13 protein-coding genes and 1 tRNA gene are annotated in these 13,158 nt (G+C 48.8%); all 14 read right to left on the bottom strand.

Annotation, left to right across the window (positions count from 1 at the left end):
- Nucleotides 1-28 precede the first annotated feature (28 nt).
- Nucleotides 29-1,393: an FAD-dependent oxidoreductase gene (locus ABC831_RS01880; RefSeq protein ID WP_343246600.1), complete on the bottom strand. Its 1,365-nt coding sequence runs from the start codon at nucleotides 1,391-1,393 to the stop codon at nucleotides 29-31.
- Between the two features lie 136 nt (nucleotides 1,394-1,529).
- Nucleotides 1,530-2,177 carry a Crp/Fnr family transcriptional regulator gene (locus tag ABC831_RS01875; protein ID WP_343246599.1) on the bottom strand — a complete coding sequence of 216 codons (648 nt, stop codon included), beginning with the start codon at nucleotides 2,175-2,177 and terminating at the stop codon, nucleotides 1,530-1,532.
- Nucleotides 2,178-2,303: 126 nt separating this feature from the next.
- Nucleotides 2,304-2,375, bottom strand: a tRNA-Gly gene (locus ABC831_RS01870).
- A 165-nt stretch (nucleotides 2,376-2,540) separates the two neighbouring features.
- A complete protein-coding gene (locus tag ABC831_RS01865) occupies nucleotides 2,541-3,311 on the bottom strand; it encodes a nitroreductase family protein (protein ID WP_343246598.1) in 771 nt (256 codons plus the stop codon).
- A gap of 90 nt (nucleotides 3,312-3,401) precedes the next feature.
- A complete protein-coding gene (locus tag ABC831_RS01860) occupies nucleotides 3,402-3,650 on the bottom strand; it encodes a hypothetical protein (protein WP_343246597.1) in 249 nt (82 codons plus the stop codon).
- A 184-nt stretch (nucleotides 3,651-3,834) separates the two neighbouring features.
- Nucleotides 3,835-3,993 carry a rubredoxin gene (gene rd / locus ABC831_RS01855; protein WP_343246596.1) on the bottom strand — a complete coding sequence of 53 codons (159 nt, stop codon included), beginning with the start codon at nucleotides 3,991-3,993 and terminating at the stop codon, nucleotides 3,835-3,837.
- Between the two features lie 288 nt (nucleotides 3,994-4,281).
- Nucleotides 4,282-5,121 carry a DegV family protein gene (locus tag ABC831_RS01850; protein ID WP_343246595.1) on the bottom strand — a complete coding sequence of 280 codons (840 nt, stop codon included), beginning with the start codon at nucleotides 5,119-5,121 and terminating at the stop codon, nucleotides 4,282-4,284.
- Nucleotides 5,122-5,209: 88 nt separating this feature from the next.
- On the bottom strand, nucleotides 5,210-6,226 hold the full coding sequence (locus tag ABC831_RS01845; RefSeq protein ID WP_343246594.1) for a glycosyltransferase family 2 protein: 1,017 nt from the start codon (nucleotides 6,224-6,226) through the stop codon (nucleotides 5,210-5,212).
- Nucleotides 6,227-6,357: 131 nt separating this feature from the next.
- Nucleotides 6,358-7,962 carry an amidohydrolase gene (locus ABC831_RS01840; RefSeq protein ID WP_343246593.1) on the bottom strand — a complete coding sequence of 535 codons (1,605 nt, stop codon included), beginning with the start codon at nucleotides 7,960-7,962 and terminating at the stop codon, nucleotides 6,358-6,360.
- A 21-nt stretch (nucleotides 7,963-7,983) separates the two neighbouring features.
- A complete protein-coding gene (mutY, locus tag ABC831_RS01835; protein WP_343246592.1) occupies nucleotides 7,984-9,054 on the bottom strand; it encodes an A/G-specific adenine glycosylase in 1,071 nt (356 codons plus the stop codon).
- A 126-nt stretch (nucleotides 9,055-9,180) separates the two neighbouring features.
- Nucleotides 9,181-9,873: a DNA/RNA nuclease SfsA gene (gene sfsA, locus ABC831_RS01830; protein ID WP_343246591.1), complete on the bottom strand. Its 693-nt coding sequence runs from the start codon at nucleotides 9,871-9,873 to the stop codon at nucleotides 9,181-9,183.
- 78 nt (nucleotides 9,874-9,951) lie between these two features.
- A complete protein-coding gene (locus ABC831_RS01825; RefSeq protein WP_343246590.1) occupies nucleotides 9,952-11,700 on the bottom strand; it encodes a phospholipid carrier-dependent glycosyltransferase in 1,749 nt (582 codons plus the stop codon).
- 474 nt (nucleotides 11,701-12,174) lie between these two features.
- Nucleotides 12,175-12,603, bottom strand: a complete 429-nt coding sequence (locus ABC831_RS01820; RefSeq protein WP_343246589.1) for a DUF6442 family protein — start codon at nucleotides 12,601-12,603, stop codon at nucleotides 12,175-12,177.
- A 38-nt stretch (nucleotides 12,604-12,641) separates the two neighbouring features.
- The gene (locus ABC831_RS01815; RefSeq protein WP_343246588.1) at nucleotides 12,642-12,866 is read right to left on the bottom strand and encodes a helix-turn-helix transcriptional regulator; all 225 of its coding nucleotides are present in this window, start codon (nucleotides 12,864-12,866) and stop codon (nucleotides 12,642-12,644) included.
- Between the last annotated feature and the right edge of the window lie 292 nt (nucleotides 12,867-13,158).

The following is a 13,158-nucleotide window of genomic DNA, read 5'->3' as shown; positions in this document are numbered from 1 at the left end:
GTCCCGGCCCTCGATCCCCACAAACACTTTACCCCCGGAACAAATCGTTAAATGCCTCACTCATAGTAGGATGGGTATAAATCGCATCCCGCAGGACCGTATAGGGAAGTCCTGCGTCCATTGCCAGTTTTATCAGATTGATCATCTCATAGGATTCCTCGCAGAACAGATGGGCGCCCAGAATCTGTCCGGTACTCTGGTCGATAATAGCTTTCAGCAACCCTGTCGGTTTTTGCAGCACCTGGGCTTTGGGGATCGCCATGGCGGGCAGACGGACGATTTTTATCTGATGACCTTTCTCCCTGGCCTCCTTTTCACTCAGACCCACCCGTGAAAACGGCGGATCCAGGAATACGCTGTATGGTACCATTCCCCGGTTATCGGTGGTACGGCTGCCGTCTCCCAGCACAGCTGAACTTACGATCCGGTAATCATCCAGGGATATGTAGGTGAACTGGAGACCTCCGGTTACATCTCCCATGGCCCAGATGTTAGGAGCGGTAGTTCTCAGGTGGATGTCCGTTTTGATTGCCCCTCTTTCCGTCAGTTCCACACCGGCGGCTTCGGGATTCAGTCCGGCTGCGTTCGGCCTTCTGCCGGTGGCGACGAGAATGGCTTCCGCCTGCAGGGTCAACTCTTCCTCCCGGGTGGTTACATTGAGAATCGCATGCTCTTCGGTATCAGTGATTTTGGTCGTTTTAGAGGATAGCAGTACCCTCACGCCTCTGTCTCTTAGGCTTTGCAGAACGGCCGCTGCGATTTCTTCGTCCTCACGAGGCAGGAAAACCGGGCCATCCTGGATAACAGTGACCTGGGAACCAAAATTCTGATACATGGATGCGAATTCCATTCCGATGTAGCCTCCGCCTATAATCACCAGCCGTTTGGGCAGCTGTTCCAGATCCAGAAGCGTTTCGCTCAGATAGGCATATTTACTCTCTTTGAGGCCCGGAATCGGGGGTACGAAAGGGCTCGCCCCTGTATTCAGGAAGATCAGGTCTGTTTTCAGTTCTTCTTTGGTTCCCGCTCTTTCTACTATGACAGTATGTGCATCCTGCAGGCTTCCCCTGCCTACGTAGATTTCAACATTGGGCAGATCATCCAGCTTCTTATAATTTTTTTGTCTGAGTTTTGCCGTCAGCTTGTTTTTTTCCGCCACCGCCTGCTCATAACGCTGCGCTTTTTCTGTAAAGCTGCCGCCCATATTCCAGGATAACGCCGCACTATGGACCAGAGATTTGGATGGAATACATCCCACATTGATACATGTTCCGCCAAACATTTTCTCAGACCGCTCAATCAATGCCACATTTTTCCCGGCATCGGCCAGCTCCTGTGCCAGCGTTTTTCCCCCTTTACCAAATCCAATGATTACCGCATCATATTTTTTCATTTTCGCTTCCCCTTTTCCCTAACTGTATATTTATTAGTTTCAGTTCTATTTGTAATTATAATAGTTACAGTTTGGTTTGTCAATAGTTTCTGGAAAATTTTACACGAACCATCCTGACGGAACACTCTGCTATTCCTTATAACATTTGAAAATGATTTCGATGAAACCGGATTTTACCTTCATTTTGAAGTTTTCCCAGTTCACTGGATAAAGCGCTCCGGTCCACAGCCAGATAATCAGCCAGTTCCTGTCGATTAAAAGGCAGATCAAAACTACTGCCGTTTCGAAGCGCCTGCATAGACAGATAGGCCAGTACTTTTTCCCGTATGGACCTTTGGGTTACAATCTCGATCTTCCGATTCATCTCTATCGTCTTTCGGGCCAAAATCTGTACCATATTCCGGATCAGCCTGCTGTGATGTCCACAGGATGCCGGACAGGTGGTCATCACTCTCCCATAATCCAACAGTAGTATCCCGCTGTCCTCAGCCGCCAGTATATTGACCGGAATCTCTTTGATCCCTCCGCAGACGAATGCCTCTGCAAAAAGCTCCCCCGGCCCAAGCTGTGCCATAATCAACCGGTTTCCCCAGAAATCTTCCTTAAGAATCTGCAATTTTCCTTCCAGCAGCACCCCTATGCTACGAATTTCATCTCCTGCTGTAAAAACCATATCATTTTTGGAAAAATTCTTCTTTTCTACCCGCAGACATCTTAACAGTTCTGCTATTTCATCAGGTTTAATATTTTCAAACAGGGAACATTTCATCAGAATCTCTTCCATAATCATTTCTTCCTTTCCGCCGCTGTCCCATGCCGCGAAGGCTTTTATTCAACTGAACGCACCAGCTATTGAAAAAGCCGCCGGATCTCCTCTGCGGAAACCCAACGGCCTTCTTCAAATAAAAAAAGCGCGAGACGGGATTCGAACCCGCGACCCTCGCCTTGGCAAGGCGATACTCCACCACTGAGCCACTCGCGCATTTCACATCCAGCACTGCCGGACGCAATATTTAATATACTATAGGATAACAATTTTGTCAACAATTTTTCAAAATTTTTCCCTGATTTTTTCCATAGGTTCTTTACAATCTTGCCGCCTTCCTGTTCTCCGTTCTCTTAGCTCCTTAGTACGCCCTATCAAAAACTATTTCCCCAGCAATACACTAATCACATACTCATTGTTAGGCACAGTCTTATGAGTGATATTCTCCAGCCGGTTCATCACAGCGTCTATCCAAAGGTCATCAATGGCAATCATCAGGTGTGCAAGGACTATTCCCATGTCCACCCGTTCCCACTTCCTGCTTCTGTAGGACAAACGCCCCGATTTTCTCATAAATACATGGATCCGGTTCCTATACACCACAAATCTCCATGGCTGCCCATTCATGGCGGACGGTGCCAAACGGGCAGCCTCCAGCAGCTGCTTTTCGCTGAGGCCGGGTTCTTCTTTGTACACACACAGATCCTGCAGGTCCAGTCTTTTGGCATCGGAGGGTTTCCTGCGAAGTTCGCCTTTGGCCTGACCGAAGGCGATCACCAGCGCCAGAATCCGGCCCTGTTCGTCAACTTCACCTTCAGCTAATCTGGCCATTCCCTGATAGCAGCTGCCGATTCCCCTGGAAAACAGGTATAATACCATCTGCTGCGCCATATAGCCCGCGTTCAGCAGGTACCCTTCCTGTTCTTCGGAATAAAACAGCAGATAATAAGGAGCCTTTACTGTAAACATGCCCTTGATACCGGCCTGCTTGTCTAAATTGGAAATGATCTCAATATTCGTATCAATTTCCGCAAAAAGCGGAATCAGCTCTTCTTTATATCGGCTGATTCCGCTCATACTCTTTTCATTCAATGGGTCCATCCGGAAATTTCGGACAGATCTCCGTTCAAATATACTTTCATACAGAGTCATGCACTTTCACCACCGTCATAATTCTGTAATTATTATACTACAAAAATCACAAACATTATGACAAAAATGCAATGGAATTTAAAGAAATTCTTATTGATTTTCTCCCTCAGCATCGAGCCCACTCATATAGTCATCCACAGCAGTCAAATCTACATAGGCAGTTTCCACAGGCTGTTTCTGAACGATATCGTAAACGGAAAAGCCAACCCAGCCCAGAGCCGCGACCATAACGACAACCGCAACTACCTTTAAGACTATCCGCTCCACTTTTTGTTTTTTTAATATTTTCTGTCTGTTCGCCTTTTCTTTCTTATAGCGATCCACTTTTTCCTGGCTCATTCGTATTTCTCTCCTTGTGCATAAGTTCCAACCGCTTCGGCTGTTTATCTCGTATCAGTATACACTATTCGGGGGAATCTGTCCAGATTCTCGTGTAAAATTCAGATGTGGGAACTCATGTAAAATTCAGGTTCGGAAATGCTGCAGACCGGTTGGGATCTGTATGTACTGCTTCCTTCATCTTTTACTCTTCAGAGAACAATTCTTTGCCCACACCACAGATCGGGCAGACCCAGTCATCCGGAAGATCTTCAAAAGCTGTTCCGGGCTCAATTCCATTATCCGGGTCCCCTGCTTCCGGATCGTAAATATAACCACATGGATCACATACATATTTTTTCATGTTAAATCCTCCTGTTTTCTCTAAGTTTAATATCAGTAACTATTACTGTTATTATGATACCATATTTTTCTTTATTGTCAAGTGTATTCTGTAAATTTTTAATTTATTCACAGCCGGCTGGGAGGGTACTGTCCCCGGATTCCGGTCTGTTCGAAGAAATAAAGAGCCTGTTTCTCCGGAGGTGGACTATTCCAGTCAACATCCGGGGACAGGCCCCTTTCTCCACATAGTTGCTTGATGATTTGGCGTTGCTGCCGAAAGATGCCAGTCCCCTCCCGGTCGGCGGACTCAGACGGCTATAATGATACCTCCGTCATTTGCGTACAAACTGCTGATGCCGGCTGTGTCTACCACAAAGATACCTTTGGGCATATAGCGGGCAATGATCTCCTTTTTCACTTCCAACGCCCGTTCCGGACAGTTACAGTGGGCGATTCCCAGTACCCTGTTCTTAATATCCGGTGTTTTTTCTCCGATCTGTTCTACCATCTTCATCAGGGCTTTGCGCACCCCGCGGGCCTGGCCCAGCTGATAGATCGTTCCCTCATCCGTGGCTCCCATAACCGGTTTGATATTCAGAGCGCTTGCTACCAGCGCTTTGACACCGGTCAGCCGGCCGTTTTTGCGGAGAGTCTCCAGGGACTCCAATACGAAAAAGGTATTCATGGAATCCAGATAAGCCTCCACGGTTTTTACCACCTTTTCAAATGGCATCCCCGCTTCCTCACACTGCTGTATCTTCATGGCGGTCAGGGTCTCTCCAACGGACGCGGAACGGGAATTGAATATCCATATTTTCTTGTCGTCGTGTTCTTCTTTATATAATTTCTTAGCCAGCACCGCGCTATTGTGGGAACCGGATAGTTCTGCGGACAGGGTCACCGCGTAGACATGCTCCGCTTCTCCTTCGTAGGCTTCCACATATCTCTTGGGAGAAGGGCAGGAAGACTTGGGGCAGTTCGGGCTGGCCGCTACTTTTTTCAAAAAATCGGCCTGGTCAAATGTCTCGTCATCTACTATATGATACTCATCCACATCCATAGACAGGGATACCGTCTCAAAATGCGGATCTTTCTTTAAATTTTCAGGTAATTCCCCGCAGCTGTCGACAACAATTTTATAACTCATAAATTTCCTCCAAAATAATTACCATGATATGTAGTTTTCAATACCACATAATAGTAACATAGATGGCACTTTTTGAAAAGGGGGAAACTTAATTAAATCCAAAGAAATGCTGCGTGACTTTATAAGCCGCGATCGAAAGCTTTCGTCCACCCTTTCCCGGAAGATTACAGGCTCTTCCCAAAAGGCCGAATCTCAGTTTGATATACAGCCTGAGATTTTGCTGTTTTAAATATTTCCACAAATCATTTTTCTTATTCAGATTTTCTTCCGTTCCGGAACGGATCAGCATAATAGAAGATACCGTCATCATGATCTCCAGATAATTGATCATATATTTTCTGAGTTTCCGGTTGGGGATGCGGAATACGTCATAGGCGTCGATCATCAGCTGGTTGACTAAAAGCTGCTGGTCGATCCTGCGGATCATGACCTCCTCATTTACAGACTGGTCGTCCCTGCCGATAAAATAGCGGTAGAAATTCACGTCCAGGTAATACATCGTCTTTACATAGGGCAGCGGCTGGTATACAAAAATGTTATCCACATAAAAGGTATGTTTCGGCAGCTCTAATCCACATTCCCTCAACAGCTGTGTGCGGTAAATGACCGAGTGCATCAGAATATACTGGCCTCTGTGAAGATGCATCACGTCCTTCCAGCCAAACAGCTCGTCCACCGGAAAGGCCGTCTTATATCGCATGACCTTCTTGTGAACCGCGCCCTGTTTTTCGTAGACAAAATTACTGATCAGCATATCAAGCGTAGTTCTGCCTCCCGCCATCTGGTGAAGAACACTTAATATTTTCTTATAAGCAGCTTCATTTACCCAGTCGTCACTGTCCACCACTTTAAAATACAGACCGGTGGCATTCCTAAGACCGCTGTTCACCGCTTCGCCATGTCCCCCGTTCTCCTGGTGGATCGCTTTTACGATACCCGGGAACTGCTTCTGGTATTCGTCCGCGATCTGTGCGGTTTTGTCCGTAGACCCGTCATCCACGATCAGTATTTCGATCTCCTCTCCGCCGACTAACAGGGAATCAATACATCGTTTCATATATCCGTCAGAGTTATAGCAGGGTACTGTGATCGATAATAATTTCATTTTTTCATTATCCCCCTATGCATTCATTTAGTTGATCCATACTAACTGCATTATAAAGGCTTTTATCCGATATTCCAATGGACTTTTCCAAAAATTAATGAACATTCATATTTGTTTAAAGAATTCTTCCGTTATACGTCCTGCTTTGTCTCTTTTGGCGCCTCATACAGAAGCTCCCCTTCTTTTAATGTGGCCAGGACCCGTATCCTGCGGATCGCATCCGGTTCCGTCTTAAGGGGATTTTCAGACAATACGACCATATCGGCCAGTTTTCCCGGGCTTAGCGTGCCCTTCTCGTCCTCTTCAAAATACTGCCGGGCCGCATGGCAGGTTACCGCCTGCAAAGCCTCATACGGAGTAACCGCATATTCCGCTCCCAGGCTTTGGCCGCTTCTGGTTTTCCGATTGACCGCACACCAGACCGTCTCCAGCATATCCGGCTCGATTACCGGCGTGTCCTGGTGAAAGGTATAAGTCATATTCAGATCCGCAGCTTCCTTTGCAGGGCTGATTCTTTCTGCCCGGGCATCGCCCAGGTTTTTCCTGTGGATCTCACCCCAGTGGTAGACGTGGGCGACAAAAAAGGATGGGATAATCCCCAGCTCTTTCATCCGCACCAGTTGATCCCTGCGGACAGTCTGCGCGTGAATCATGACCGGACGCAGTTTGGCAGGCTTTTGGTAGGCCCTGATCATCTGCTCCGCCGCGGCATCCCCGTTGCAGTGAACCAAAAGCTGCCGGCCTTCCTCCTCAGACCGCGCCGCATAGGCATCCACCTGTTCCTGGGTATAGACCGGATATCCGCTGTATCCGTCCTGCGCTCCCTCATAGGGTTTGGACAGCCACGCGGTCCGTCCCTGGGGGGAACCGTCCAGAATAATCTTATATCCGCCGATTTTCAGATGCCGGTTATAATGCCGGTCATATTCCGGTTCTTTTTGAACCAGTCCCGGTGATTTTAAAAGATCCGCGTAGCAGACGATATCCGTCTTTAACCGGCCGGCCATGGCCGCCTCTTTTAATAGGGTAAATGAGGCTTCTTCGGTCAAACCGTCCTGAATCGTGGTAATTCCATAGCTTACGTACAGATCCTGCGCTTTTTCAAGGGCGTCTGCCGCGGAATCCGAAGAGGGCCTGGGTATCTTTGAAGAAAATGTCATAAAGGCTTTTTCTTCCAGATAGCCATCCGGCGTCTCCCCGTCCGCTTCCCGGCCGATCCGCCCGCCCGGCACTTCCGGTGTCTTAGCGTCGATTCCAAGCGTTAAGAGGGCTGCTGTATTAAGCACCGCCATGTGTCCGGATGCGTGGACCGCTATCACCGGTACGGTCTCGCTGACCCGGTCCAGCACGTCTCTGGTCGGATGCCGGCCCTCTTCCAGGCTGTTGTGGTCATAGCCAAACCCCATGAGGAATTCTCCGGGCGCCAAAGACCGCTCTTCCAGGAACTTCTTCAGGCAGCCGACCAGCTCATCAAAATTAGACGCGCTGCCGAGCCTGGCCTGGCTCAATATCTGGGCGTAGGCCGTAATATGGCTGTGCGGGTCCAGGAAAGAGGGCATTAGCGTCCTTCCCTGTAAATTCAAAAGCTTCGTATCCTTGCCCACAAGCTTTGTCATCTCACTTTTGGTTCCGGCAGCCAGAATCCTTCCATCTCTTACGAACAGAGCTTCCACATAGCGGGGTTCGTCGCCCTCCATAGTCAGAATATCTCCGTTAAAACAGATCGCATCACTCACAGATATCACTCCTTTTTTCTTCTAATTATTATCCAATCCCCATTTAATATTCATGTATTTGGTATAGGCTCCAAAGGCCGCCGGTATCGGATAATCCCTCCTGGTATCCTGGGGTTCGATAAAAATCCAGTCAGAGGTATCCATATCCTCCAACTCTTCCACCCGGACTACATAACCGATCATATGCCATTCGATATGGCTGAATATGTGCTTGGAGGGTTCTAACTTCTGAATCCGGATCGGAGACAGCTTCCTTCCTTTTAAAAAATCCAGCACCTCGCCGTCCGACAAAAACCCCTCCAGATTGGGGAATTCATACAAACCGGCCAGCAGTCCTTTCGGAGGCCTTCTGTGTATGGCCACCTTTTCACCGTCCCGGACAACCAATATTGTCCTGTCCTCAAGCTTTCTGGCTTTTTTCGGGGCTTTTTGGGGAAGTTCCATGACAATTCCCTGTTTTCTGGCCTCGCAGAGTTCCCGGAGCGGACAGCTGTCACATCTGGCCATGCCGTTCGGTACACATATCATTGCCCCCAGCTCCATCAGAGCCTGATTAAAAGCTCCCGGCCGTTCAGCAGGAATCACATCTCCCACCTGTAGTTCCATCCTCTTCTTTACAGACTGTTTCCATATGTCATCCCGGCTGGCCGTCAAACGGGAGACTACCCGCAGAACATTGCCGTCCACTGCCGGTACACAGATTTGATAGGCAATGGAAGCGATCGCTCCTGCTGTATAAGAACCGATCCCAGGAAGGGCCAGCAGCTGCTGATAGTCCGCAGGAAGCTCGCCTGCGCACTCATTTACCACCTTTTTCGCCGCCTTCTGCATATTGCGGACCCGGTTATAATATCCCAACCCTTCCCATAGTTTCAGCAGTCTGTCCTCCGGTACCCGTGCCAGAGCCTGCACATCCGGGAGTTCCCTGGTAAACCGTTCAAAATAAGGTTTGACCGCTTCCACGCGGGTCTGCTGCAGCATAATCTCGGAAACCCATACCCGGTAGGGGGTTGCATCCTCCCGCCAGGGCAGGACTCTGGCATTGCCGTCATACCACGCAAGCAGCGGCTTTACAATATCCGTTAATTCCATAGCATCTCCATTCTATCGCTTAAAAAAATAGTAACGTTTGAAAAGCCCCGCTGACTATTTTCCATGCATCGCACGTAAGTAATGAGGGTGTCCCGTTTTGCCAGCCCAAGACACCCCCATACCTGTTCACAGATCCGGTGGCAGCTGTATTTCCACCTCATCCCGGATTTTCAGTGTATCCACAGTAACCACACAGTCCCGGGCCATCAGACGCACTCCGGCCTTTTGGGCTCTCACCAGCGCTTGTCCGAACTCCGGCGCTGTCGCCATGTTCGGGATAAAACAGGCTGCTCCCTTCATCTGTATCACGAAAAGCACATAAGCCTCGTAGCCCTCCCGGATGCAGTCGCAGAGCTCATTCAGATGTTTGATACCGCGTTCTGTGGGTGCATCCGGGAACATGGCGGTCCCGCCCTGTTCCAGCGTCACCCCTTTTACCTCCAGGAAGATTTTTCTTCCCATTTCTTCTATATATAAATCAAACCGGGAGTTGTGATATTTCATTTCCCTTCGTACAAGGGACGCGGCGGGAAACAGCCCGCCTTCCCGGATCCACTCTTCCGCCACCTGATTAGGCGCCTGAGAATCCATATTGATCAGCCGCTCTCCCTTATAGACCCCGATCAGATCCAGCGCTGTCTTACGCTTTGGATTATCCCACCTCTGCACCAGAATATCAGCCCCTGGAATCAACAGTTCGGCACACCGCCCCGTATTCTTCACATGGCAGATCTCCCGGCCCGTATGGGTCTGAACATAGGCTACAAACCGGTTCGGCCGCTCCAGGAATATGGCCGGCTCCATTCTATCGTATTTCATCTTGCCCTCCATACGCACATTTATCCGGATACGGGGTATTCTGATTGCACAGGCATCTGGAATCTCTATTATTCAATATCAGACTCCCCGGAACGTCCAGCCGGGCAGCCACTCCAGCGCATCGGAATAAGCTGTGGAGCATTCCACCCCGGATATCACAGGGAAGAACAGAATAAACAGCGCCAGGGCCAGACCCATCCAGGCCCATTTCACCCAGGCCAGCTTCGGATATTTTTTCTCCAGTTCAAACAGCAGGCAGACTGTCGCCAGCAGGATGAACGGCACTGTGGCGAAGAAATGGTAGATAAAGATACAGCGGCGGATCAGCAGCCACGGCACAAAATTGGAGGCTATGCCCACCAAAGACAGAAAGATCGCCGGGTTTCCTTTTATTTTCCGCAGGCATAAAGCCACGATCAGCACAATGGTACCTGTGGAACAGATCCACCAGACCGCGGGATTACCCATGACAGAGATCGTAGCCACCGAGCCTTCCGGCTCAAAAGTCCCCATAAAATACCAGACCGGACGCAATATATAGGGCCACTCGACAGCCAGCGACTGGTACGGATGCGTCGCCTCCAATGTGGAATGATAGCTGTACATGGTCACCTGACAGTCCCAGATTCCCTTCAGATCATACCCGATATTAAAATACGGAATATAAGCCAGCAGATATACCCCAATGGGCAGCGCGATAAAGAAAATGACACACCATCCGATCAAAATCCAGGCATTCTTTTTAAAGATCCGCCCCACTTCCCGCGCGGTCTCATCCCCGGCGATCTTAAGCCGCCGGTATTTCAGATACCGCTGTACCAGCGAAGTGAAGAACATCACCGCCAGTCCGGCGCCCGCATAGATTCCGATCCATTTTACCGCCACCCCGATCGCAAAAAACACTCCCGAAAGCGCCAGGGGCCGCAGTGTCTTCTTTAAGCCGTCCCGGTAAAAATCCATCGTATAATATTCATACATAAAATAGAACATCAGCAGTATAAAAAATACCGCGAACACATCCAGGGTGGCGATCCTGGACTGTGTATAATGCATAAAGTCAAAGGTAAATAAAAAGGAAGCCAGCAGCGCGTATTCGGATTTCTTAAACAGCCTTTTACCGAATACATACATGACCGGTACCATAAAGATGCCGAACATCACTCCCATAATCCGCCATCCAAACGGATTCATGCCGAACATACGGATTCCAAAGGATATCAGCACCTTCCCAAGCGGCGGATGCACCGTCTCATAGGGTTCCATCCCATGAATATACTCATATCCCGTTCTGGCATGGTACAGCTCGTCAAAATACATCCCGTCCGTAAACGTAGGGCGCTCAGGCACATGGTCCGATTCATCCAGCAGGTTCTTTGCCTCCGGTTCCCCGGCCGCCAGGTAGCCCCTGATCTGATTTCCCTGAGTGTCCCGGAACACGATCTCCAGAATTTCCAGATCCCCGGATTCTGAAGAGAATGTCAGCTGTTTTGTATGAAAATCCCCGCCAATATCCACATAACGGTACATCTTTCCAAACTTCTGCTCGTAAACAAGCTCCTGTCCGTCCTCGGAAGTCACCTTCAGATTTCCTTCCGAGATGCCGGAATATACCCAGATCTGCGCGATATCCTCTTCCTGTTCAAATCCAATCACCGCAGGCGCTCCGTCCTGTTTCAGGGTATAGCCGTTCTCCGGCGTTTTATTGGAACCTACATTGGTCAGGGCAATACAGGCGTACAAAAGCGTCAGAGCGATACAAAAAATCCAGTCTTTCTTCGTAAATGTCAATATCATCAACTCCACTTTCTCGTTGGTATTCTGTTCCATTGTACCACATTTTCACTGGGTGGCAAGGGGGAATAAAGAGGGAACGAAATGGATGCCGGGCTTCAGCGGGCGACTGGCTGGGGTTTTGCAGCTGCGGGTTTGCCGGCCGGGGCGGGGGAGGGATTGCTCATGCGGAAAAAGACAACCTCATGGACAGCTCCGGGAGCCTCTGAAAGCAGTAAAAACGGAGGCGTGGGAGCCTCCATTTTTACTTGAGTCTCCCTCCGCTATTCGGCCATGTCTTTTTTCCGCATGAGCAATCCCTCCCCCGCCCCGGCCGGCAAACCCGCAGCTGCAAAACCCCAGCCAGTCGCCCGCTGAAGCCCGGCATCCATTTCGTTCCTTCTATCGCTAGACGGTGGTGCTTTTGGGGAGGTGTTTGGGAGGGCGGTTTTATAGAGTTATGTATTCTTGGTTTTTTCTCCTGAAGGGCCTGCATTTTTTGTTTTCATTCGTATTGTTACATTTATTAAATTATTGTTCTTCGTCGATTTTTAAACGGTGGTAGAAGGCGTAGAATTGGACAAACAGATAGGATATTACAAAGGGTAAGAGGATTTTGGGTGATACGCCCATGAAAGCGTATACAAGTAAGAGGGCTGAGAATACGTATGTCATCATGGTGAAGCCCTTCGCTTTTGATATGTTGGCGTGTTGGATGTTTCTTTCATCGTTTGCTTCTATATCTTTTTGTTTTGCCAGTATCGGGTCTCTTTCAAGGGCTTTTTTGTTGATTATATTACTTATGCCATGGCCGAACATTCCGCAGCCGATGCCGATACACACATAGGGCAGTGTCTGCATGAACCATTGAGGTTCTGTGGACAGCTTTACCAGGCAGAAGCCTGTAATCAGTAATATGATGCCTGAAATTAAGATGACGTATTGGTTTGCTTTTTTCATCTTTACCTCCTTGTGTGCGTTTTTCGTTTTTACGCACATTATGGGTGAATCTCCTTTTGTTCCATTATTTCTTCCTCATATAGGAAGATCTCTTCAATGCTCCTGTCAAAATACCGGGCGATCTTAAAGGCTAACAGTATGGACGGATTATATCGCCCATTTTCCAGGGAACTGATCGTCTGCCTGGAAACCTCAAGCTCAGCCGCCAGTTCTTCCTGTTTGATCCCCCTCTCCTTTCGGATTTCTTCCAAACGGTTTTTCAACTTGCTTTCCTCCTTTTGGAGATCTTTTGGAAAGTTTGCTTTCCATTTTAATTATAATGCTATTTTGCAAAATGTCAAGCTGACTTTCCATATTGTATTGGATTTTATGTTACGATTCACGGCCAACTTTGGTAAATGATTTTGTGGACTAAGGTCCGGGAAGGGAGGGAGGTGGTCCGGCCTTTGGAACCGGGCGGCGAATCCCGTGGGGCCAAATCACTTCGGCCGGACCTAAGAATGGCTAACTCCGAAGGCGGGAGAACCTCTTATTGGCAGGGCCCGGAACAAACTC

The organism is Diplocloster hominis (assembly GCF_032380655.1).
Taxonomy (GTDB): Bacteria; Bacillota; Clostridia; order Lachnospirales; family Lachnospiraceae; genus Diplocloster; species Diplocloster hominis.
The sequence above is the reverse complement of the archived record's forward strand: the minus strand, read 5'-3'. Positions and strand labels throughout refer to the sequence as shown.